This is a genomic window from Nostoc sp. LEGE 12447 (assembly GCF_015206985.1).
Taxonomy (GTDB): Bacteria; Cyanobacteriota; Cyanobacteriia; order Cyanobacteriales; family Nostocaceae; genus Nostoc.
Map to the genome: position 1 here is coordinate 117,359 of NZ_JADEXT010000009.1, position 23,445 is coordinate 140,803.

The 23,445-nt window shown below is 40.0% G+C and carries 18 protein-coding genes; 6 read left to right on the plus strand and 12 right to left on the minus strand.

Annotated features, from left to right (window positions below):
* Nucleotides 1-321 precede the first annotated feature (321 nt).
* Both IQ274_RS12855 and IQ274_RS12860 read left to right on the plus strand, forming a co-directional pair.
* Nucleotides 322-1,329, plus strand: a complete 1,008-nt coding sequence (locus IQ274_RS12855; RefSeq protein ID WP_194142482.1) for a zinc-dependent alcohol dehydrogenase family protein — start codon at nucleotides 322-324, stop codon at nucleotides 1,327-1,329.
* A gap of 9 nt (nucleotides 1,330-1,338) precedes the next feature.
* On the plus strand, nucleotides 1,339-3,561 hold the full coding sequence (locus IQ274_RS12860; RefSeq protein ID WP_194142483.1) for a pentapeptide repeat-containing protein: 2,223 nt from the start codon (nucleotides 1,339-1,341) through the stop codon (nucleotides 3,559-3,561).
* 44 nt (nucleotides 3,562-3,605) lie between these two features.
* Here the strand turns inward: IQ274_RS12860 and IQ274_RS12865 are convergent, their stop codons facing one another.
* From IQ274_RS12865 to IQ274_RS12885, 5 genes are all read right to left on the minus strand, one after another.
* A complete protein-coding gene (locus IQ274_RS12865; RefSeq protein WP_194142484.1) occupies nucleotides 3,606-4,730 on the minus strand; it encodes a sensor histidine kinase in 1,125 nt (374 codons plus the stop codon).
* A gap of 42 nt (nucleotides 4,731-4,772) precedes the next feature.
* Complete coding sequence (locus IQ274_RS12870; RefSeq protein WP_194142485.1) at nucleotides 4,773-5,171, minus strand: hypothetical protein; 399 nt, start codon at nucleotides 5,169-5,171, stop codon at nucleotides 4,773-4,775.
* Complete coding sequence (locus tag IQ274_RS12875) at nucleotides 5,172-5,648, minus strand: Rab family GTPase (RefSeq protein ID WP_243458467.1); 477 nt, start codon at nucleotides 5,646-5,648, stop codon at nucleotides 5,172-5,174.
* A 38-nt stretch (nucleotides 5,649-5,686) separates the two neighbouring features.
* Entirely contained in the window at nucleotides 5,687-7,471 is a 1,785-nt protein-coding gene (locus IQ274_RS12880; protein ID WP_194142486.1) for an OmpA family protein, read from the minus strand.
* A gap of 231 nt (nucleotides 7,472-7,702) precedes the next feature.
* On the minus strand, nucleotides 7,703-8,311 hold the full coding sequence (locus tag IQ274_RS12885) for a hypothetical protein (protein WP_194142531.1): 609 nt from the start codon (nucleotides 8,309-8,311) through the stop codon (nucleotides 7,703-7,705).
* 1,196 nt (nucleotides 8,312-9,507) lie between these two features.
* Here IQ274_RS12885 and IQ274_RS12890 point away from each other — a divergent pair.
* On the plus strand, nucleotides 9,508-9,996 hold the full coding sequence (locus IQ274_RS12890) for a calcium-binding protein (protein ID WP_194142487.1): 489 nt from the start codon (nucleotides 9,508-9,510) through the stop codon (nucleotides 9,994-9,996).
* Nucleotides 9,953-11,338, plus strand: a complete 1,386-nt coding sequence (locus tag IQ274_RS12895) for a pre-peptidase C-terminal domain-containing protein (protein WP_194142488.1) — start codon at nucleotides 9,953-9,955, stop codon at nucleotides 11,336-11,338. The genes IQ274_RS12890 and IQ274_RS12895 overlap by 44 nt, the downstream gene beginning before the upstream one ends.
* A 206-nt stretch (nucleotides 11,339-11,544) precedes the next feature.
* Here IQ274_RS12895 and ilvN read toward each other — a convergent pair whose 3' ends face one another.
* Nucleotides 11,545-12,063 (minus strand): acetolactate synthase small subunit, encoded by a 519-nt coding sequence (ilvN, locus tag IQ274_RS12900; RefSeq protein WP_114080075.1) that lies wholly within the window; start codon nucleotides 12,061-12,063, stop codon nucleotides 11,545-11,547.
* Between the two features lie 348 nt (nucleotides 12,064-12,411).
* Between ilvN and IQ274_RS12905 the strand changes: the two genes are divergently transcribed.
* Nucleotides 12,412-12,780, plus strand: a complete 369-nt coding sequence (locus IQ274_RS12905; RefSeq protein WP_194142489.1) for a BON domain-containing protein — start codon at nucleotides 12,412-12,414, stop codon at nucleotides 12,778-12,780.
* 145 nt (nucleotides 12,781-12,925) lie between these two features.
* Here the strand turns inward: IQ274_RS12905 and IQ274_RS12910 are convergent, their stop codons facing one another.
* From IQ274_RS12910 to IQ274_RS12925, 4 genes are all read right to left on the minus strand, one after another.
* The gene (locus tag IQ274_RS12910) at nucleotides 12,926-13,900 is read right to left on the minus strand and encodes an alpha/beta fold hydrolase (protein WP_163930049.1); all 975 of its coding nucleotides are present in this window, start codon (nucleotides 13,898-13,900) and stop codon (nucleotides 12,926-12,928) included.
* 54 nt (nucleotides 13,901-13,954) lie between these two features.
* Nucleotides 13,955-14,974: an aldo/keto reductase gene (locus tag IQ274_RS12915; RefSeq protein ID WP_194142490.1), complete on the minus strand. Its 1,020-nt coding sequence runs from the start codon at nucleotides 14,972-14,974 to the stop codon at nucleotides 13,955-13,957.
* A gap of 198 nt (nucleotides 14,975-15,172) precedes the next feature.
* Nucleotides 15,173-15,508: a cytochrome c6 PetJ gene (gene petJ / locus IQ274_RS12920; RefSeq protein WP_194142491.1), complete on the minus strand. Its 336-nt coding sequence runs from the start codon at nucleotides 15,506-15,508 to the stop codon at nucleotides 15,173-15,175.
* Between the two features lie 45 nt (nucleotides 15,509-15,553).
* Complete coding sequence (locus IQ274_RS12925; RefSeq protein WP_163930055.1) at nucleotides 15,554-15,778, minus strand: hypothetical protein; 225 nt, start codon at nucleotides 15,776-15,778, stop codon at nucleotides 15,554-15,556.
* 324 nt (nucleotides 15,779-16,102) lie between these two features.
* On the opposite strand from IQ274_RS12925, the gene IQ274_RS12930 reads away from it, so the two are divergent.
* Nucleotides 16,103-16,903 carry a histidine kinase gene (locus tag IQ274_RS12930; protein ID WP_194142492.1) on the plus strand — a complete coding sequence of 267 codons (801 nt, stop codon included), beginning with the start codon at nucleotides 16,103-16,105 and terminating at the stop codon, nucleotides 16,901-16,903.
* Nucleotides 16,904-17,032: 129 nt separating this feature from the next.
* Here the strand turns inward: IQ274_RS12930 and IQ274_RS12935 are convergent, their stop codons facing one another.
* Both IQ274_RS12935 and IQ274_RS12940 read right to left on the minus strand, forming a co-directional pair.
* Entirely contained in the window at nucleotides 17,033-19,609 is a 2,577-nt protein-coding gene (locus tag IQ274_RS12935; protein ID WP_194142493.1) for a GAF domain-containing protein, read from the minus strand.
* Nucleotides 19,610-21,071: 1,462 nt separating this feature from the next.
* Complete coding sequence (locus IQ274_RS12940; protein ID WP_194142494.1) at nucleotides 21,072-23,357, minus strand: PhoD-like phosphatase; 2,286 nt, start codon at nucleotides 23,355-23,357, stop codon at nucleotides 21,072-21,074.
* Nucleotides 23,358-23,445 lie beyond the last annotated feature (88 nt).

The window sequence follows — 23,445 nt, forward strand, 5'->3', positions numbered from 1 at the left end:
TTACAGGCGGAATTAACACCAAGTTTGTAAGTGTGCAGTAGACAAGCTTGCTTGATGACATGAATTTGTCTTGATGTCATTTAATTTCTGGCTATACAGCAATACAGTTTCGTTAGCGGTAGCGGGGCGTTTAGCCCGTGCTGAGTTAGGAGTTACGGATTCTTCCCCTGCTCTCCCTGCCTCCCCTGCCTGCCTTAACAGATAAATTTGCTTAACTGAACCTGGGCTATACAGCAGTTTTCCTTCAGACAGAACTTTGTGTCTACCCTCTTGCGCTAAAGTTGCATAAGAATGTGCATCTAAAGCCAGGAGGAAAGAATAGTGAAAGCAGTCTTGATGACAGCAGCTGGCAGTCCTGAAGTTCTGCAAGTACAGGAAGTGCCAAACCCTGCGGTTCCCGTAGGGAATACTGAACTTTTAGTGCGTTTGGTGGCGGCTGGCATTAACCCCATTGACACTAAACTTCGTAGCCGAGGCACTTTCTACCCCGATCGCACGCCGGCAATTTTAGGATGTGATGGTGCTGGTGTAGTTGAGGCTGTGGGTGCTGGTGTTCAGTGTTTTCGCCCAGGCGATGAAGTATATTTTTGCTATGGCGGCTTGGGCGCACACCAAGGCAATTATGCTGAATATACCGTTGTAGATGAGCGGTTTGTGGCACGTAAACCTGCCTCTATCTCCTTTGCCGAAGCAGCCGCAGCGCCTTTAGTATTAATCACCGCCTGGGAAGCTTTATACGAAAGGGGACGATTGTCACCTGGGGAACGGGTTTTCATTCATGCGGGTGCTGGTGGTGTCGGTCATGTAGCAATTCAATTGGCGAAACTCAAAGGTGCTACTGTTTCTACCACAGTGGGTTCTGAAGAAAAGGCTAATTTCGTCAAAGAACTTGGTGCAGACCATGTAATTTTTTACAAACAAACAGACTTTGTGCAAGCGGTATTAGATTGGACTGGCGGCGAAGGCGTTGACTTGGCTTTTGATACCGTAGGCGGCGAAACCTTTCACAAAACCTTTCCCGCAGTGCGAGTATATGGTGATATTGTGACGATTCTCGAACCAGATGCCAATACTGTTTGGAAAACTGCTAGACTACGCAATCTCCGCATTGGCTTAGAATTAATGCTGACACCAGCATTGCTAGGATTGGAAGACAGCCTCCAGCACCATGCAGAAATTCTCGAACAATGTGCTACCTGGATCGATGAAGGAAAGTTAAAAATTCATGTTAGTCACGAGTTTCCTTTAAAAGAAGTGGCTAAGGCGCACCAACTAATTGAAAGCGGTTCTGTGACGGGTAAAATTGTTCTACTCATTAGCGACGAATGATCGAACAATTTGCATAATTTATTTTTTAAACATAGATGCACCCAGAGGTTAAACGCAAAGATACCCAGAAAGCTTTCTCTGCGTACCTCTGCGCTTCCCTTTGCGTTCCTTTGCGTTTTACTTCTCCTCCTCCCCCTACCTAGTTTAGCAGCGCAGACACAACCAGAACGTACACTCCTGACTCTGGAATTATTACAAGAACGTCTACATACACCAGCACTCCGCGAAGGCAATTTTACAGTAGATTTGCAGAAGATGGTGATTGATTTGCGCCCCGAAAACGCTAGCTTTCGTGATGCTTTTTACCAACTATTGCGAAAAGAGCTAGGTACAAAACCTCTGGGTTTAGACCTCAGCTATGCCCTGATTTTAGGGGATTTTGTGGGTAGCGATTTGGGTTTAAGAACCTCCTTGTACGCCCAAGCTATTGCTCCGATTTTCACAGCTACTGAAAAAGAAGAACTAGCACGTTTGCGCTTTATTTGTCTAGAATCACTAGCGAACTCCAAAGATTGTCGATCGCTTTTGGGAACAGAGCCAACCCCAGCCAGTGAAATTGCTGTCTTTCGTGGTGTCTTGAAACTCGTGCAAACTCGCTTCAATGGCGAAATGAAGTTCTCTAATACATTCTTTCTTCAGTCTGTGGATGCCCAAGGTGCAACTTTTCTGCAATCCACGAATTGGGCTGAAACCCGGTTTGGTCGTCCCGTCAGCTTTAGTAATACTAAATTCAAGCAACCAAGCAATTTCCAGGGCAGTATTTTTTTTGAAAAAGCTAATTTTAAACAAACCCAATTTCAGGAATTTGCTGATTTTCAAGGAAGTATCTTTGAAAAGACTGCTAACTTCAACCAGGCAAGTTTTAAGCAATTGGCTAAATTCAGTAGTGTGCAATGGCAAGAAAATGCTGATTTTTCTGATGTCCGCTTTGCCAATCAAGCCCAGTTTACTAAAGCAAATTTTAATCAGTTTCTCTTTTTAACAGATGCGACTTTTGAGCAAGCTCTCATATTTCGAGAAGTGGAGTTTAATCAATCAGTTAATTTACAAGGTGCAAGCATTCTCAATCAAGCAGATTTTAGCGATGCCAGGTTTTCTACAGAAGCTTGTCTAAGCGTACCTGGTTTAACTTTTAACTCTAACCAAGCAAAAATTTTAGGTAATCCCGGTCAGATTGGTAAAATGTTCTGCATTCCTACATTGCAAGGTAATCAAAATATCTTGCGGAATTTGGGGCAAAATTTCCGTCAGCAACAACAAGTTGCCGATGCTAATGAACTGGAATACACAAAACAACAGCTGCGATTAGTAGAAATGAGCCACCGTTTGACAGCTACAAATATTAATAGTGCAAGTGTTGCAAGTTTGATTAAACTGGGTTTTTCCCCAACTCAAGCCGCAGCGATCGCCCAGCGTCGTCTGATAAAATCTTTTCGCAACAGTAGTGAGTTATTGACTTTAGCAGACATCGGTTTAGAAAAATACACACAACTGAGCGATCGCTTAATTGTTGGCGAATCCCTTTCTATTGGTGGTTGGTTACTGCAAGCTTGGAGTTGGTTGGGATTGAGTGTACTGCTGTTGTTGAGTGGCTATGGGACAAATTTTTGGTTAGTGTTTGGCGTGGGAGGAGTTGCGATCGCATATTTTGGCTTACTATTTTGGCTAGTGGATCGCTATCGCCGCCTCCATCCCGTACCAATTATTCCTACATCCTACGAAACCATTGCGATATTAGTCAGTTTTAGCGTTTTAGAATTCTTGAGCTTACTAGCCATCTTTCGCAATGCTCAACAGCCTTGGCTGACACTGGGGTGTCTTTTCATAATTCTTGTCCCCGTACCACTAGCATTATTGATCCGACTTTACCAACAAGGTCGCTATCACGATTTAATGAACGTTTCTTACTTCACCGAAGATGGCACATTTCGCCAGTTACGATTGTTGATTGGGCGTTTACCAGTGATACCAAGGAATCAGACATTTCGTGAACGATATATGCCTCTACTGAGCGATCGCCGTTGGAACTGGCTCAACTACTATGATTTTAGTCTCAACAACTTAGTTAAATTAGGATTTAACGACATTCGCCTGCGAGACGAACACTTACCAGGCATCATCTCTGCACTAGCTTGGTATGAATGGAGTTTAGGTGTAATTTACATTACTCTTGTTTTATGGACTCTTTCTCGTACAATTCCGGGATTGAATTTGCTAATTTATCTGAAGTAGCTTACCACGCGATTAGAAGTAATTAATATTACTAAGGACACTTCTTAACTCATCACTGATGCTACTCTAGGCAAGCGGAACCAAAATCTAGAACCACCTTCAAGACGAGGTAAATAACCAATCATACCTCCCCAGCGTTCAAGTGTGATTCTACAAAAATAAAGACCTAAACCAGCTCTCCCTGATTTACCTTTGCCTTGAGAAAACTTTTGAAATAAATTCTTTTCCATTTCTGGCGGTACACCCAAACCACAGTCATCTATAGTAACTAAAACATCTTGCCCATCCAGTTGTAGACCAATAGTCACAATAGAATCTGGTTTACTATATCTATAAGCATTTTCTACTAGATTAGATATCACTCTATCTAAACGAGATTTATCTGCCATAACTTTCCAGTCTGCTGTCATATCAATATTGGTAGCAAGCTGTAATTGTATATTATTAAGGGCAAAGTTCAGTTTTGAAAATTCAATTACCTCTTGTATAGAACTTAAGATATTAGGTGCTTCTTCAATATCGATATGAGAATTTTCTGTTAATGCTGCTTCAGTAGAAAAAGCGTCTAAAATATCTTTAATCAACATCTCTTGTTTTAGACATTGCTTTATACCAGTTTCTAAATATTCTTTTCCTTTAGGTGTTAAGTTTTCAAATTCTAGTAGTGCAAAACAGCAGTTTATAGCGCTCAATTCTACTGCTATATCATGGATAAGACAATGAATTAGAACATCTTTTTTTTGATTATCCTTAAGTAATTGCTGATAAATCAATTGATATTCTCTAGCTTTTTGAAGAACAGACTGCTGTTCTTGATCAGAATCTTCCAAAGCCTCGATTAATAAAAATTTTCTATTATTCACACAAATTGCATAAGCTTTAAATTGATATTCTTGTCCATCTGCATCTATTTCAGTCCATAAACCTGAACTGAGTTTTTTAGTATTATTGTTAGTCCAAAATTTTTCGGCATCAATTAAAAAATTATTTAAAAAAGAAAATTCTTCCTGCGGTATTGAGATATTCATTCCTGATGCTAAAATGTTACAAGAAAATTGATTTAACCAATTAGGTAAATTACCAATAATTTTAAATAAACCTGCATCAATTTGCTCTAACGCTAGAATGTTCAAAGCTGTGAGCATATCATCCGTGATAGGTGTATTCATGAGTTAAACCTGATATGATAAATTAATTTTGACTCTAGTTTATTAATTTAACTTTCTATTTAATTTTTCCTGTAATAGTCTGAAATCATTTGCTTTTTGCTGAATAGGAAAGAGGTAGTCTCTATCACAGCTACTATCTAACAGCAATACCCAATCTGCTTCCTTCGTCGGTAATATATGAATATCTACACAACTGCCATAGTCTGTTTGGATGAATGGTAGAAATATGGAAGTATCATCTAATGGTAGTAACCCTTCTAGAAAAACAACTTGCTCTTTTGCATTTTTGCCTTTATGGAGGTTAGTAATTCCATAAGCTGCCAACTTTCCACCCCAAGTCAAGAGGCTACCATCTTTATTAACCAACAGATAGCCAAGAGAAGACTCTGTTGTTAGCAAATTTAGAATATAGGCAATTACAAAAACAGGGACATCCAACATTTAGCAATCCAATATTTTTTTAGCGAGAGTTTGAAAAGCTTCTTCTACACCAATACCATGTTTGGCACTTGTTTTAATCACAGTCCAACCCTTTTGTGTAACATCATCTATCTCAGCAGCTTCAATTTCCCATTCATCCGTTATATCCAACTTGTTTATGACTAAAATAAAGGGAACCCGACCAATGGCATCTTCTATTTTTATTTGTAAGTCAAAAGCTTTTTGTAAAGTATTATATCTGGTACCATCTACAACTAATAAATAACCAGCAGAACCTCGCAAATAAGACATTTGTAATTCTTGAAACTCATCTTCTCCATAGATATCCCAAAGGATAAGGTTGATTTTTTTATCTTGAATCTCTATAGCTTTTTTATCAATTTTTACACCCACAGTAGTATGATATTTTTCAGAAAAAATACTGTGGACAAACACTCCTACTAAACTAGTTTTACCTGTAGCAAATGCACCTATCATACAAATTTTCTTCTGGATAACCATAAATTGATATAATTTTATTTAGAGGTATTATTTATTAATATTTTGAAAGATACTCTCCGATTAAATTCTTTAGATTCTGGCGTTAATTCTGGCAGGGAAGTTAGGCTAGAACTTACAGTTAGTGCTTGAAATTGGTTTGTCTTGATTCCTTGGGATTTTAAATAAGATAAAATTTTATTAGCGCGAGCTTGACTGAGCGGTCTATTTCTTCGTTCTGTTCCAGCACTATTAGTATGTCCGATTATTTGAATCTGCACATTTTTACCTAAATACTTGGCAATATCCAAACATTTGCGGATTGATAAAAACAAATTAGGCAATTTGTCAATTTCACCAGGCATCAACTCAGTTGTTCCTTCTGCAAAAAAAATTATTTCTTTTTCTATCTTTATTTTAGATAACTCTAACTCGCTAAGTTCTATTTCTACGAGTTTTTGGTCTTGAAATTGGGTAATACCAGGAATAAATGTCCATAATTTCCGTGCTTCTAAAATCCATTTACGGGGTGCATAACCAGTTACATTAAGAATACCGTTGTTATCAACCCTTAATGATACAGTTTGGGGAGGATGCAACAATTTTTCAACTCTTTTGGCAGTAAATTCTGGCTCCAAAGACAGATAAGGTTGCCACTGGCTAATTACTATTTTGGGATTAAGATTTGTTTGTTGTATTAGTGTATTGGGATCTACTGCTAAGGGATCGCGCATTCCCGAAATAAAATATTTGCCAAAAGCTTGCTTGGTGTTAATCACAACAATTCCTGGCAGAGAGTTGAGTTTTTGGAGATATGCTTGCCAACGAAGTTGTTCTCTGATTGCAAAAAAGCTCCAAGTCCCACAAGCGATCGCGATCGCGCCCAAGAAAGCCCAGGCATAGGTATAATTTTTTTTAGCCGCAGATTTATACTGAACTACCAGACAAGCTTCTAAATAAGGCTGACTGGCCTGAAATACTTCTGTTTCCCCTGTAAAATTTTTAATTTCTCTACCTAGCTTCAGGTGAATTTTTTCTATCGCTTCTTGCAAAACTAACCTTAATTCTTGGGGAGGATTCCCTCTAATCATCGCTGCTACTAGAGCTTGCGGCCCCTCTTCAATCCAAATTATGACTTCTCCAAAGCGTAAACTTTTTAACCCATCTACTTTTTGTACCTTAAAGGAATCTTTGACAAAATCCTGGATAGCTGTCAACATCGCAGCTACTAAATCTGGATCTTGAACTGTTATCTGCGTTGTTACTAAATGTTGCAGCAATAACCCTGATTTTTTATGAATCAAAAAGATTTGTTCAACTCGATAAACTAGCGTCCGTAACAGCACAATTTCCGCAAATGATTTTCCTGTGCGTTGTGCTTCTAGCCTCCATTTAAAGCTCTGTGGAGACAAGCTATGTTCTAGAGTTTGATTCATCGATTGCATCATTTCCTCAAGAGCCGTGGAAATCGCCTTGCGAGTAGCTGGCCCAATAACTGGAAATAATGCATCTGAAAGCACATTGTGGTCTTGTTTAACAGAAACTTCAATGGCATTTTCCACAGTTGATACCATTACTTCCCCAAGTTGTTTATCTTGCTTTGAGCGCAAGATAACAGCTTCTGGAAGCATCTTGCTAATATCTTCTGGTAGAATTTGAGGGTTTTCTAATCGCTCATAAAGTGTTTTGAGTTTAGTCGGCTCAATATCCAGAAGCAAACTACGGAGTATAGTTAGTTCATCATTAAGTTCGAAGGTTTGGTTGTTGCTGTTCAAACCTTCAGAGGATGCTTTCGGTATTGGATTATTTGAATAGTCACTCATTACCAAAATTCCCCAATTCACAATTTATCATCAAGTAGCAAGCATTCTGTTGTAAACAGGAGAGATGCGCCGATAGGTAAAATTTTTTTAACCCTTAGAGTAGAGGATATTTTGAAAGTATTCTTGTCTTAAAACTTTTAAATTCTTTTAATTTCCCCTTTCTCATAGGGGTAGGGAGAATATAAAAGTGCCAAAATTCATAGGAAAAAAATTTTCAAACAATTCCTTAACTCAAGACTTATTTTCTGCATTCAGCCGGATAGCTAACTCTGTAAACATAGCAGCAAGATTTGAACGATCCGTTTTCTCTCTGCGAAGTTCTTGAGCTTCCCGTTCTAGTAAAGCTACTATTTCCTGAGATTTTTGTTGTATCTCATCTTGTAAGCTTTTAGATTGGTTGAGAATCTGTTCGCGTAACTCTCGTTGGCTATTAGTTGATTGTTCATCAAATTGAGTAATCTTTTTTTCTAAAGATATAACTATGCTTTTACTTTCTTCAGCAACTGATTTTACCTGAGAGTCACGCTCGACCTGCTCATTTTTTAGGCGCTGCGTTAAAGAATCAACTTCTTGTTTTATATAAATTTCTAAAGCGTCTAGACGTTTTCTTGTTTCATCTCGCACGTTGCCCAATTCCTTAATTAGACGTTCTTCTAGACGGGTAAATCTTCTTTCCGTATCCCGTATTTGATTGCCAAAAAGAATTTCTCTAACTTTATCTAAGTTTCTACCTTCACTCATACTGTTATTACTAAATTGCAACTCATTTATGTTTGCATTCGAATTCTGTTTTTCTATATTTGATGAATTATTATTGATGTATTCTTCAGGTGAGTTCATATTTTTAATTCCTTGGGAAACTAAATTTTGGTTTGATGTTAATTTTGATACTATATCCACAGCAGAGGTACTAATAAGTATAAATTATATTTATACGTAAAAAATTACATCTACTTGAATATATAGGAAAACATCCAATCTTTAGCCAAAGTAATGATGAATTTCGCAAGCTACTTATGGAAAACGCGATTTTTCACTCTTATCTACAAAACCTCCTTCCACTCCTGTTCCTGTTCTGACTACGCTGTACACATAAGTTAAATTATCTCCCTTAATCCACCTAACCCAACCTACACATTTTCCTTTTTTAGGCAAAACCTATGCAGTCTTGGGGAGTATTGGATTTAAAAGACCTGAAAGGAATTATATAAACTTTATGTAAAGCTTAAGTGTCATTAAGCACCAAACTTAAATTGCTGAATACATAAATTTAACTTATGTATTTTGAAATGTATTTCTTTAGTATAAAACTATTTTATTCTATTAAACGTAATATTTCTTTGACCAAAAAATCCGATATTGCAGCCAAACGTAATGACAATATCACTATAAGCGGGAAAACATATCAACATTCATCAAAACAATCAGTACGGTTAAAAAAAATATCTACTTAAAATTTACAATAATCTTTCGGTATATTAAAAATAGGATTTATTAAAATTTTAAAGATTTCATAAAGAAGTTGATACAGCCTTTTCTTTGTGATATTTAAATAATTACAGATGGGTTCAAATAAGTTTGGAAAACAAACAAAATATTTTGCATAATTACTTACCATTTGGGTAATCCATTTAGGGATTTTCGAAAAAGGAATTATCTATTTTTGTGCAATAGCTGTCTTGTTCGTCTGCAAGCAAAACCGAACTTTTCGAGCCAGCCCACAATAAATAGTAGAATATTTTTTATTTGAAATTTCCTAAGAGGTTGTTTTAAAAGTGTTTAAATGTGATTTCAGTTACTTATTCCTTTCCTCTTTTTATAAAGGAGAAACTAGAATGAAGTTTCCCAAATTTATAGAGGGTTCTAGAACACTTTTATCCCAATAATGGGATTTTTAAAACATCCTCTAACCAAATCAATCATTAATGTTTTGTAAATAGGATTACGCAAATGGTAAGCCATCTGCATTGAACTGATGAATAGTTCTTTAACTGAAGCTGAAATTACGTATTAGTTAGAAATTCAGGAAAAATAACATGGCATTTATTTTTGGCGGTACAAGTGCTGACAATCTCTCTGGGACTTCGGCAAATGACACGATAGTTGGTTGGGCTGTTGATGGTAATGCTAATAGTACTTCCGGTAACGACACCTTGAATGGTGCAGTTGGTAACGATTCTCTCGCTGGTGGAACACTAAACGACAGTCTAATTGGTGGAGATGGCGATGATACACTTGATGGAGGCACAGGAAACGACACTCTAATCGGTAGTGCAGGCATTGACATATTCAAAGGTAGTCAGGGTAACGACAGTATTAATGGCGGAGATGGCATTGATAGCGCAGATTACAGTCAACTAAACCAAACCATTACCTTGTCAGGTGTCGGAACCATTCAAAAAGCTGGCGGATTAGGGCAAGACACGCTCTTTAAGGTAGAAAAGATTATTGCTAATGCTAATGTTGCCAACAACACTATAGATGCATCGCAATCTTTGTTTGGCTGGGGTATTTATCACTGTTAACCTGCAAACCCAAAGCTTGGCTGCTAATAACGTTCCTGGTTTGGGAACACTACCATTTACTGTAGTCAACTTTGATAATGTCAGAGGCACAAATGCAAATGACATTATTGTTGGTGACAATCAAAATAACCAATTGTTTGGTAATAATGGCAACGATAGTCTAAACGGTGGAGGTGGCAATGACACTATTGATGGGGGCGCAGGTACTGACACTTTAAATGGGGCAGCAGGCGACGATACTTACATCATTGACGGTGCTGTTGACACCATTATAGAAGCTGCTAATTCAGGTACAGATGTCGTCCGATCTTCTATCAGCTACACACTGGGTTTCAATGTAGAAAATCTGAGGCTGACGGGAACTAACGCCATCAGTGGGACAGGTAACAGTCTTAACAATTTCCTCTTTGGCAATACTGCTAACAACACTATAAATGGCGGAGTAGGCAATGACACGCTAGACGGTAATTTAGGCAATGATATCCTCAATGGTGAAGATGGCAATGATAGTCTACAAGGTGGGCCAGGTAATGACATTCTCAATGGTGGGTCTGGAGACGATATCCTCATCGGTACTTTTCCCGGTAGTCTGCTTCCACCTGGATTAGGGGAAACTGATACTTTGATTGGCGGAACTGGGGCAGATAGATTTATCCTGGGAGACGCTGTAAACATTTTCTATGACGATAACAACATTGCGAATCCTGGTTTTGGAGACTTGGCTACTATTACTGACTTTGACTCTAGCCAAGATAAAATTGAACTCAAAGGAGCTTTACAAGACTACCGCCTACAAGTTGTTGGAAGCAATACACGAATATTCGTAGACAAGCCGGGAACGGAGCCGGATGAGATCATAGGTATTCTACAGGGGAGAAACAATGTCAGACTTGATAGTGATGACTTCCTTTTCTTTGAGGGGGAAAATGCTGGAGAAGCTACAAACAACACACTCGGCAGCGCTGAAGGTTTAGGTTCCTTGTCATCAGGCTCAAACGTTAATCTTTTCGCTCAGATCGCAACAGTTCAACCAAGGGACAATACGGATTTCGACTTTTTTAAATTTACCTTAGCAAATGCAGGAACTGTCACTATCAAAACCGCAACATCGGGAGATACAGTTCTCGGCCTGTTTGACAATGCTGGGACTTTACTGCAATCCAATGATGATAATGGACTTCCCCGCGATCTTACATCATTAATCACCGCTTCCCTGAATGCAGGTACGTACTCTATTTCAGTAAGTAAATTTGCTTTCTTACCTGAAAATGGTGGAACTTTCTCTAATGTGGATACCATAAGACCTGATTTTTCTTATACGCTAGGAGTCAGTGTTGTATAAGAATGTAGTCAATTTACAGAGGTTTTCAAGTATTTAGACTACGATTGAGGATCGGGAATAGGTTTTTACCGTGAATCTCAGCGTTCGATTGAGCTATCACTGTTAATTCTCTTGCAATTTTTTGGTAGTCCCTCAGCAAAAGTCATAGTAACAATTGCCACTATGACTTCTGCTGTATTTGATTTATGTGCTGATTAAAATCCCAACTAAACTTTTGCTTCCAAAGATTTGAGTAACTCGGTATTCACACCTGACTCACGAGTCAGGGCAATTTTGCCAGTGCGGGCGATTTCTCTTAAACCAAATTTTTGCAACACCTGCACGATCGCTACCATTTTACCTGGATCTCCCACAACTTCTAAGGTAAGAGAATCTTCTGCTACATCCACGACTCGCGCCCGGAAAATCTGAGACAGTTCAATCACTTCTGAGCGATTGCTGCTACTAGCATTCACTTTCACAAGCATCAATTCTCGCTCGACGCAAGGAGTTTCGGTAATATCCTGTACCTTGAGGACATTGACTAACTTGTATAGTTGCTTGGTGAGTTGCTCGATCACGCGATCGTCACCAGGTACAACCATTGTAATTCGGGAGACTCCTCCCTGTTCAGCAGGGCCAACAGCAAGGCTTTCAATATTAAAACCACGACGGGCGAATAAACCAGAAATGCGGGAAAGAACACCCGCCTCATCTTCTACGAGAACTGAAAGGGTATGTTTCATCTTCGCCAACAGAGGCTAGAACAGGATTTGAGGAACGCAGAAACTAGTACCGCTTTGCAGAATTCACTCATTCAAAAGTCAAAATTCATTGAGTTACAAACTCTTGACATTTTGTCAAATGTATGTTGATTTCTGTTGTGGCGTACTACTGCACTAATTATCAGTGCGACCTTTTATTGTAAACTCAATAGCTGCACTCATTGCATTCTCTAGAAATAAAAAATTGGGCAAAAGTTATCCTGCAAGGAGGAATTTTATGGAATGGATATCTTTTCATTGGTAGATGCGGCATTTTCGTAAAGCTTTTATACTCCACTCAATAAGCCTCTAATTAGGAGAAAAATTTTTATGAGTTGGTTACAAAGACTATTTGGAATGGAAAAACCTCAAAATGCAGAAGTAAATCCTACTCCGCAGTCAATAGCACAAACTCCTAGTAGTACTGCTGCTCCTACTGCTACTCAATCCATACCCCCAGAACGTCTGGGATTAAGTGGCGAATATGATCAAAGTGGGTTGGCAAAGCGGGTAGCTTTGGCATTTGATGAAGATCCCCAACTTGATGATGTTAATACCCTTTGGGTTGCTCAAACGGGTAGCACTGTAGTATTGAAAGGCAAAGTTCCCAGTCAAGAAATTCTTAATAAGATGATTTCTGTAGCTCGTTCTGTGCATGGAACTACAGATGTTGACACTAACCAAGCCACGATTGCTTAGGTGTTAAGTAACTCCCAATTCGATGGTCGCAAAGATATTGGGTGGCGCGATCGCTCCCATTGCATAACAAAAGCCTCATATCTATCTCTTCAAAGAGTCGCCGACAACGCTAGCTGATGAATACGCGGTATAAACCAAGGCCCTCTTAGACAATTTCCGGCAATGCTGGGAAAGTGTAAGGGGGTTGGCGATGCCTGCGGCGGGCTACGCCTACGCTAACCCATCTCTCAATCCAATCTACAATAGCTTGGTTGACTTGCTCAGGACATTCATCATGGGGACAATGGCCCACGTCTGCTAAATTCAGTACTTCCAATTTTTGGTTGTATTGGGCAAATCGGTTAGCAAGGGCTGGGGGAACAAACCGATCCTTTTGTCCCCAAATTAACAACATCGGAATTGTTAAGGTTGGTAATACTGTCTTAACGCTGGGACTAAAGTTAATTCCGATCGCAGCTTTGAACAAAGCACTAAAAGCCCTCGCTGAACCTCTGTCTTGGGGAGGCCCAGCTAAAATTTCTATGAGTTCATCGGTAATCGCCTCTGGGTTAGCGTAGGCAAGACTAGCCCAGCGACGCAGCACTCCTGGACGACGCACGAAGTTAAACACAGGTTTAAGAACTAATGGCGAAGCGACCACATTTTTAATTGCTCTGACAAGCGGCCGCAACACGGGAGGAATTGCTTCTTGTTCTAGGGAAGGGTCGGGTAAACTCATCATCACTATACCCAGCACCATGTCGGGATGAGCGGCGGCGGCGGCCATGGAAATCAGTGAACCGTTGGAATTGCCCACTAAAATCGCCGGTTGACGGATAAAAGTTTTCCAAAAATCGTAAACCTGCTCAACCCACAAGTCAATGCTGTAATTAGCTGCGGCTTTTTCAGAAGCACCAAAACCCAGCATATCAATGGCGTAAACTGTGTGATGTTCAGCCAACACTTCTAAATTATGTCGCCAATGACCAATGGAAGCGCCAAAGCCATGTAACAGAATCAGAGGTTGTGTTTTGTGGTTATTTTGGCTAGGGCGAATGTAAGTATAGCGGGTTTGCCAGCCCCGCCAAACCCAATCTCTTTGATTACCAACCCGTTCTTGCCAGTGCAGTGTAGTCGTCACGGTCTTCTTTAATTCATCAGCATGAAGATACTATTATTACCTGTTTCCCGATAATTATCGCCGATACTCGTCGCCACAATCGCCGATTAGCTGATACAAATCTCGTGACTGTCGAGATACGGCATTGATGCGATCGCGATCGTCAGCATCTAAACTAAAACTAAATACTTTGGCGTTATCTTCTATATGTTCAGATACCCCAAGTCTGGCACCAACTATCACACCACCCACAGTTGGCTGATCTAAAATGTAACGCACTGCCACGTTAGAGATGCTTACTTTATGCTTATTAGCAATTTCCTTCAAAATAGCTAGCAATTCTTGAAATAATTGCCAACCTCCCCAAGCATCAATCATATTTTTATATTTTTTCAAACTAGCAGTGGACAGATCAGATCCTCGCGGTTCCGGTTTACCCAAATAGTTTTCTGATAACAAGCTGCCGCACAGTGTACCGTAAGTAAAAAGCTTGATGTCATGCTGCTGACAAAATTCCGCCATATTAACTTCGGGACGGCGGTCAATAAGAGAAAATTGCACTTGATTAGAAACAATTTTGATGCCTGCTTCAGTAATCAGCTTCAAATTTTCCGTGTCAAAATTAGTTAAACCTAGATGCTTAATTTTACCCTCAGTCTGGAGTTCCGCCATATATTTCAGGGCATCTAGATAATTTTTATCCTGATATTCCCACCAGTGGAATTGCATCAAATCTAACGATTCTACATTCATCCTTCTCAGGGAAATATCAATGTTTTCCTCGACCAGTTTCTTTGTCATTTTACCTGGACGAGGCACCCATTTTGTGAAGGCTTGCACCTTAGATAAAGCGTCTTTGCCACGAGTATCAATTAGTTGACAGCGAAACTCACCAATAAAGTCCTCAGCAGGGCCATAATGATCTGCTAAATCCCAAGTGGTAAAGCCTGCATCTAAATATTTGAACATAGTCTCAATGGCAGCTTGGGGATTGATCTGTCCGTGTGCGCCGGAGACTTGCCACATACCATTTAATATGCGACAGATGTTTAAATCGGGAGTGAATTGGAGACGGCTCGCTGCGGGTAAGTTCATTTTCAATTTTCGGAGTTAGAAGTTGGAAGTGAGCAGATTTAATAATTAGTGAGTTGAAAAGCGGTTTTTTACAGCATTTTCACTTTTCTACTTTATTATGAATGATTTACGACGAGTAGAGTTAATAACTGCTAATTTTTTAACTCCTAACTCTTGTATAGACACAGATTAATCGCGTCTCTCCTAACTCCTAACTTTCTAACGCCAGCCTTTTTCAGCTTGTTCGAGAACGTAAGCAGCAACATCTGTAATTTGCTGTTCAGTAAGTCGATCTTTGTAGGCTGACATATTATTTTTACCATTGGTAACTATAGATGTAACTGCCTCTATTGAATCCATACCATACTTTTTCAGCGCTTGCTTTTTGAGATTTTTACCCCGCCTAACTATGTTGCTGCCGTTAATATGACAACCAGCACAATGAAGACTAAATATTTGTTCACCGTTAACTATGTCTGCTGCCATAGCAGGCATAGTAAAAGCGCTGAACAATAGCAGAAATGTTACTAATACTAATGTGAGTAGTTTTTTCAATCAACGTCTCCTGATTTCGAATACTGGTTGTATCAGAATCAATTACTACAGGGATTCAAAGTCAGTTGTAAATCCTGCAAAATTTGCACAATCTTCTTGAAAGGCTTCTGCATCGCTAACATCCTCAATTTTATAAGACATGATGCGTGTACCATCTGGCATTTTTTTGGAACCAATTAATTCTCCTTGATACTTCTGAGCGATCGCTTTGAATTCAGTACCATAGAGCTTCCAGGCATCACTTGAACAAGTAATATTTACTCGCCACATATTTCACTGTCAATTACTACCAACAAACATTAATCATCTCACAAATTGGCACTATGTTACAGTTCAACCAATACTGCGTAGTTTTTTTCTAAAAATAAAAATTTGTAGATTAGTTTGAGTAACGAAACCCAATCTTTTGTAGGGTTTGTTGGGTTTCAGCTCGTGCAAATATTCTTAACCGAGCAGTATTGACAGTTCACCTCTTTGGAACTGTAATTTTCTATCTAAAGGAAGTACCAAGCCCGATCTGGCTACGCCATAATGTGGATGTAAGAACATTTCTAGAAAGTTTTATCCCAATTAGTTAAATTCTAAGAGTTGAAAATGCCTAACAATATCAAAGAAAAAATTCAAGCAGACTTACAACAAGCTAAAGAAACTGGACAATTAAGAACCGATCGGATTCGAGAAATTGTTAAATCCGCAGTTTCTCAAGTAGGCTCTGAGTTTAAACAAGGTTCTACTGAACTTCGTAGCTTGGTTAGAGATGCTGTTTCTGCTGTCATTGAAAACTTCCAAGAAAAAGGTAGCGAACTTAAAGATGAAGTGACAGCTTCTATTGAAGGAGCGCTAGAAGGAATTAATACTCAAAGACACGAATCTATTGCTAAAACTCAAACAGATATAAAGCGGCTCCAAGCTCAATTAGATGGTGAAGAAGAACAACTCCAGCAAGAGGTTGATGTAATCTTGGCAGAGATTGAAGAGACGGGTAAAGAAAGACCAGCTAGTACCAAAACTGCAATTGATTCTGCTGTGAATGCCATTAAAGATAGTGAAGAAGTCGGGTTATTAAAGAAACGTTACGCGCAATTGCAAGCGCAGCTAGCTATTGTCAGAGCGAATATGGCTGCACGTTATGGCGGACGTTCTATGGAGGTTCAAGATTATCTAGACGAGGCTAAACACTGGTACGATAAAGCTCGTCCCCAAGCTGAGTCTGTAGCTATACAGGTAGAACAGAAGCGATCGCAGCTAGAAGACAAATTAGGTGAAGCTGGTACATCTCTAGCCAGAAAAGAGCGCCAAATCAAACAAACCTTAAGGGAGTTACTTCTAACGGCAGCTGACTTATTCAAAGATAAGGAACCTGCTAATAAAGAGCGCGAGACTATTCATAAATAGGCTACTATATGCGGAATGCGGAGCGTTTCTTGTAGAGTCGCTGCTTCTGTACGCTCCGCGTAGCTTGCTTCGGTTTAACAGTATGCATATACATGAATTGCCTTAAGATAAAAATCTTTCTTTTCATTATTAATTAGAGTTAGCTTCAGTAGCTTGATACGCTTGTAGGAGCCTAGCATGATCGAGAGTAAATCCTACTTGCATTGCTATCTGGGTAAACAAATCAATCTCAGGCTGTTGCCAATCACGGGGCCCAGAACACTGATGTGCAATTAACAAGCCAAATAACTGCTCATCTTTGATAATGGGTGCAACCAAATTTGCTTTCACAGCGAAAGATTCGAGCAGTTTAATGTGACAATCAGCCAAACCTGACTCATGAATGTTGTTGATTGCGACAACACGACCAGACTGGTACTTTTCTATATAGCCTTGAGTAAAACAGGAATCGTGGATTTTAGACCGCAAAACTTTGGGATAACCTGGAACCACTGATTCGGCAATGATAATTCCGAACCAATTAGCATAAAAGCTATAAACTAGTACTCGGTCAGTACTCAATGCCTTCCGAACCTCTTCCACAGTGGTTTTCAGGACATCCTCTTCTTTGAGCGATTGGCGAATGCTGCGGGTAATATCCACCAATAATTGACTTCGCATAGCTTCAGCCTCGATTCGTTGCAGGAGTCTTGCATGGTCGAGAGCAAATCCTACTTGCATTGCTATCTGGGCAAATAAATCGATCTCAGATTGTTTCCAGTCACGGGGTCTGGAGCATTGATGTGCAATTAATAAACCAAACAACTGCTCATCCTTGAGAATGGGAGCTACCAAATTTGCTTTCACACCAAAGGATTCGAGTAAGTTAATGTGACAATCAGCTAAACCGACTTCGTAAATGTTATTTATTGCCAGAACGCGACCAGACTGATACTCTCCTACATAGCCTTGACCAAAACATGGATCTTCGATTTCAGCCCGCAAAATTTTTGGATAGGTGAGAACAACTGATTCGGCAATTACAGTTCCAGACCAATTAGCATTAAAGCTATAAACCATCACTCGATCTGTACTAAGTACTTTGCGAACCTCTTCGACAGTGGTTTTTAGGACATCTTCTTCGCTGAGCGATTGACGAATGCTGCCAATAGTATCCACCAGCAACTGACTTTGCACACCCTCAGCCTCGATGCGTTGCAACAGTCTTGCATGGTCGAGAGCAAATCCTACTTGCATAGCTATCTGAGCAAATAAATCAATTTCAGGCTGTTGCCAATCACGCGGTCTGGAGCATTGATGAGCAATTAATAAGCCAAATAGCTGTTCATCTTTAAGAATGGGTGCAACCAAATTTGCTTTCACACTAAAAGATTCGAGCAGGCTAATGTGACAATCAGCCAAACCAGCTTGGTAAATGTTGTTTGTGATTGCAACGCGACCAGACTGATATTTTTCTACATAACCCTGACCGAAACATGGGTCTTGGATTTCAGACCGCAAAACTTTTGGATAACCTGGAATCACTGATTCGGCAATCACAGTTCCAGACCAATTAGCGTTAAAGCTATAAACCATTACTCGGTCAGTACTAAGTACTTTGCGAACCTCTTCTACAGTGATTTTCAGAACATCCTCTTCGTTGAGCGATTCGCGAATACTGCGGGTAATTTCTATAAATATCTGAGCTTTATCTGCTTTGGTGTCTACCTCTTCTAAAAGCTTGGCGTAGTCAAGGGCAAATTCCACCTGCATAGCTATCTGAGCGAATAAATCAATCTCAGATTGCTGCCAAAAGCGAACTCTAGAACACTGATGTGCAATCAATAAACCGAATAGCTGTTTGCCTTTGAAAATAGGTGCTACTAAATTAGATTTGACAGCAAATTGCTTGAGCAACTCAATATCACCATCACTGAGATCGGCTTGATAGATATTATCAATAGCACGGGTGCAACCATTCCGGTATTTTTCTATATACCCTACCTCGAAGCCAGGATCGGAGACGGTAACCCCTAGTATTTTCGGTAAACCAGGTGCTACTGATTCGACGATAAAGGTGCCATTACAGTTGGAATTGAAGCAAAAGATGGCTACACGGTCAATATTTAAAGCTTTACGAATTTCTTCTGAGGTAGTTTTGAGAACATCTTCTTCATTAAATGATTCTCGAACCCAACGGGTAATTTTCGTTAATAGTTGAGAATAATCAGCTTCGGCTTCTTTCTCTTGTACCAAAACTGAAAGCAGTTCTGTGAATAAGCTGATGTTTCTCTCTAACATCACTAATTCATCTTCGTTAGCGATGAAAGTTTGAGTAAACTCACTGTCTGGACGTAGCCTATTTTTGATATCATTAGAAGTTGCAGCAATGTTGCTAACTCGACTCATAGCTCGATTAGTCACAAAAACAGCGATCGCACCTGCTAAGATTGCCGTTACCCCCATACCAGTTAACAAGAGTGACAGTTGTCTCTGTAGAGCTTCAGTTTCTGTTGAACTTTTTGCCCTCTCAAGTCTTACTTGCGGTATTTGTTTGGTATTTAAATTAATCCCATAGAAGTAAGTAGCTATCCCAATTGCAAACACAGGAAGTACGCTGATGCTTAGTGCCCAAACTATTGCTTTAGTCTTTAAACTCCATTTTTGTGGCCACAGCTTTTGTTGACGATTTTGCCTTGCTTGGTTTTGAGAAAAAGACTGACTCATAAATGAAACCTGGATTGTTGCAATTGAGAATCAAGTAAATGACCTCACCACCAAATTCTACACAAAACTTATTAAAGGACTGGCTTTCAGGAGTACTTTAAGGCACTCACCTTCTACGTCATTCCCTCTAACCTCTCTACTTCTAACATTTTTTTAACAAACGCTTGACTCCCACCTTGGGTAAAGCTTTGGCTCATCGGAACTAAAATCAATCAAAAACGGTAACTTTTCTTTCATAACGGTGTAGATGCGATGCCTACGGCGGGCTACGCCTACGCAAAGTCCTATTTCACTTATAACTAATTTGAGCAGGCTGTACAGCTTGGGAAAGTTGTACGGTTTTACTATGTAAATCATTTTGATTATTAAGTAATCCTGCTCAGTAAGCAGTATCTAACAACACAAAAGTAATTTGAGAAAAATTAATAATCATCCTTTTGCTGAAACTGGCTCAATAACCAAGCCCCAACTTGAGATTGATTTATTTCACGGCTACAGCGTAAAGCTTCCTCTAAAATAGCGATCGCCAGAACTTAAAGTACTGCAATTTCTGTTTCTGGAGCAAATATATCTAGATCATAATCAGTAGATTTTCAGCTCTCGATTCAGGTATAAATCGGAGTTGTCTTATCTGCCATCAACTTAACTTTGATTATCAAAGCCTCCTTATTATCAACCCACAAGTGCTGAATTATCAACTTAAAGGCCATAATTCCAAGTAAGTAGGTCGGCGCAATTAAAAGTAACTGGCGCTCGCGTAGCGTCTCCGACAGGAGAAGGCTGTTATTTGTCCTTTGTCACTTGTACTGAGCGTAGTCGAAGTATTGGCCATTAGTAAGGGCTTTAAGCCTATTTACATTTCGTAACATACTTGGGTTTTTTCGTGCCAATTTACTTACAACGCAAAGAGGAAGAACATCAGTTACATCTTTCTCAACTCAAATTTTCAATTTTGGAACTAATTCATTAACTTTATTGATTAAGATGCAAGTATAAAATGGCGATTTGAGCCTTAGTTCATTGAGTTGACTTTATAAATTCTCAATTTTTAGTGATTAGAATACGAACGTTGAGCCTCTGAACTTGTAACTTCGACCTTTTTGCTCGAACGTTGAGCCTTTGAACTCGGAACTTCGACCTTTTTGCTCGAACGTTGAGCCTCGGGACTCGAAGCTTCGACCTTTTTGCTCGAACGTTGAGCCTTTGAACTCGGAACTTCGACCTTTTTGCTCAAACGTTGAGCCTCGGAACTCGAAGCTTCGACCTTTTTGCTCGAACGTTGAGCCTCGGAACTCGGAACTTCGACCTTTTTGCTCAAACGTTCAAACTTTAAGCTTTAAACTTGCACGTCAAGAGTGCAATTGATGAATTATTTTCTACGAGCCCATAAATAAATTTATTTGCTCTTAAAACCTTGATTACACAGGAGGAATTTCAGAATCTTCCCCCCCTGCCTCTTCGGTTATCGTAACAATGACTGATTAGGCGTTAACTCGCTCTCAAAACGGCTGTAAACAACTTGGGTTGGATACCAACAAGAAAACCAGTACAAATCTTGAATAACTTTGTCAGAATTACTCGAGTCTGCGAACTCAAAGTGAACCAGCCCTAAATTATTCAATCCAACTACTTCTCGCCCGTCCTGAAACCAACGATATTTCCAAAACATCAGGGGTTGTAACCATTTCCATTTAGCATTTTCTGCTCGTTTCCAGGGAGCTATTAAAGATAATATATCTGCTGTGCAGGTAGAAGTCTGAACAGTGTTTCGAGGTATCCATTCCAGCACACAATGCCAGTCCGAGTTAGTTAGCATTTGGCGATTATGGTGTAATTGTTTCGCAGAAATTTCTACCATATTGGGTGGGTTACTCCACCCGATCCAATGTCGTACCTTTTCGGGTAGTAGCCAATCTTTCAATCGTGTATGAATCAGCCGCGTCAAAATCTCTTCATTCTTCAATGCACTAGCGGTTAACTGCACCAATACAGATTGCAATTTGGAATGGGTGTGTGCATAAGACAAGTGAGCAACAGAACTGTAATGGATATCTCCAGATAGAATAATGACTTGTTGACGTTCTTCAAACAAGGTAGTTAGGAATTGCGCCAGTGCTTCCACATTAATGTTCCAAGCATCTCCAACATCGGTTGAAAAAACCTTCTCGCGTTGTAAATGCCAATGATGAATCCAATCAATTACTTGTAGACCAAATACATTAGTGGGCGCAATTACAAATGTATTTTGAATCTTAGTTTGTTCAGCTACTTGTTGTAAAGGTAAAACTAATTGTTGCTCAAAGGCTTTTGGACACAATAGCATCGGTGGTGCAATTGGTTTTTGATCGGCTGGATAACCCCGCCAAGTTCGTGTATCCAGCACAATTACTTCATGGCAATCGCTTCTGACTATATAGTGCCAAGTGAGCGCTTCAGGATCTCGATCCAGAATGAATACGGAACCGTCTCGGACTAAAATAGGTAATCCTGTGGCAGGATCGTTGGCTGGCATACCGACATAACGAGCGATCGCATCATCAGCCTTTGCATCCTTTCCTTGGGAAGCTGACCAAGCTTGTGCAGCCACCAACAACTTTTCACCGGATTGACCTTCTGTAAATTGCCCTGGTGTATTGCCCCATCCTTGAAATACCGTGTAGGCTAACAAGGCATTTTGGACTATTCTTCGCCCCAAGGGACGACCCAGCACCCGTAAACACCAAGCTTGATTTAAGTTCCAGTCATCACTTACATCATGGTCATCAAAGATGGTGTAAGTGGGAATATTAGCAAGGGCGCGACGCACTTTCCAAAGGGTGTAGATGAATTGGCGCAAATGCCAGACTGCTTGGTTCCAGTCTTTGATAGCATGGCGATCGCGCGTTACTTGGTGTCCTTGAGGAAATGCGCCTGGCCAGCACACTGGCGACCAAGCTAGTAAATAAGTAGCGTAATATTCACCCAGGCTGAAAAGATGACTGTTAACTTTCTCCGATTTATTATGTAATCCTGCGGTCAACCCAGCTTGATTTGTGGCAACATCAGCCCGCTCTCCAGGGGGTAGCTGCTGGGGAGTGCAATAAACCCCATTCACAGGAAGTTGTTCTTCCCAACCCAAAAGGGCATCACCAAGAGTCGTGGCAACCCACAACGACGGATCTGCTACATCATCTCCGTAAATTTGATCTCCAGTCATAAATAGCTGGTGAGGGCGATGTTGGGGTTGATACGCTGAAGCCTCAATTAAACTGTCAAGAATCGGTAGTGCATCAAACCCATGACCATGAGGTTTACGGCAGGAAGCATGGGCAATTTGCAAATCTTGAAGACGGTTTGGCGGCAAAACAAAGGTCGGTTTTTGATGAGCAAAGTAGCTGATGCTGACTGTAGGAGAAGAGTTTGAGCATAATGCTTGTTGCATTTGCAGGGTTTGGTCAGCAGCAGTAAGCTGGAGATCGTAAGCATAGAGGCGATCGCTAGTTAGGCGATATCCAACCGGGGATCGAGCCGTTATCGCAACTACATGAAGATACTTGCCTAGAGCAAAGCTAGAGCGTTCTCCCTCCAATAAGCAATTTCCTAGTGCTTCACCATTATTTGTTGTTTCATAAACCTTGAGTTCTACCTGACAAGACTGTTTTAGAGCCACCCATACTGTTACTGACTCTGGTTCAGTATGTTTTAGGATTGGCCCCGCCAAAATTAGCGGCAATTCTTGTAAAAACTCATCCCCAGCTTGGTACTTCATTGCAAACAGTTGACAAATGGTGGTGTTTTAGATGATGTTGCTTTATTTATATAATCCAATCACCAAATGGGGACGAGTGTTTCGCCAG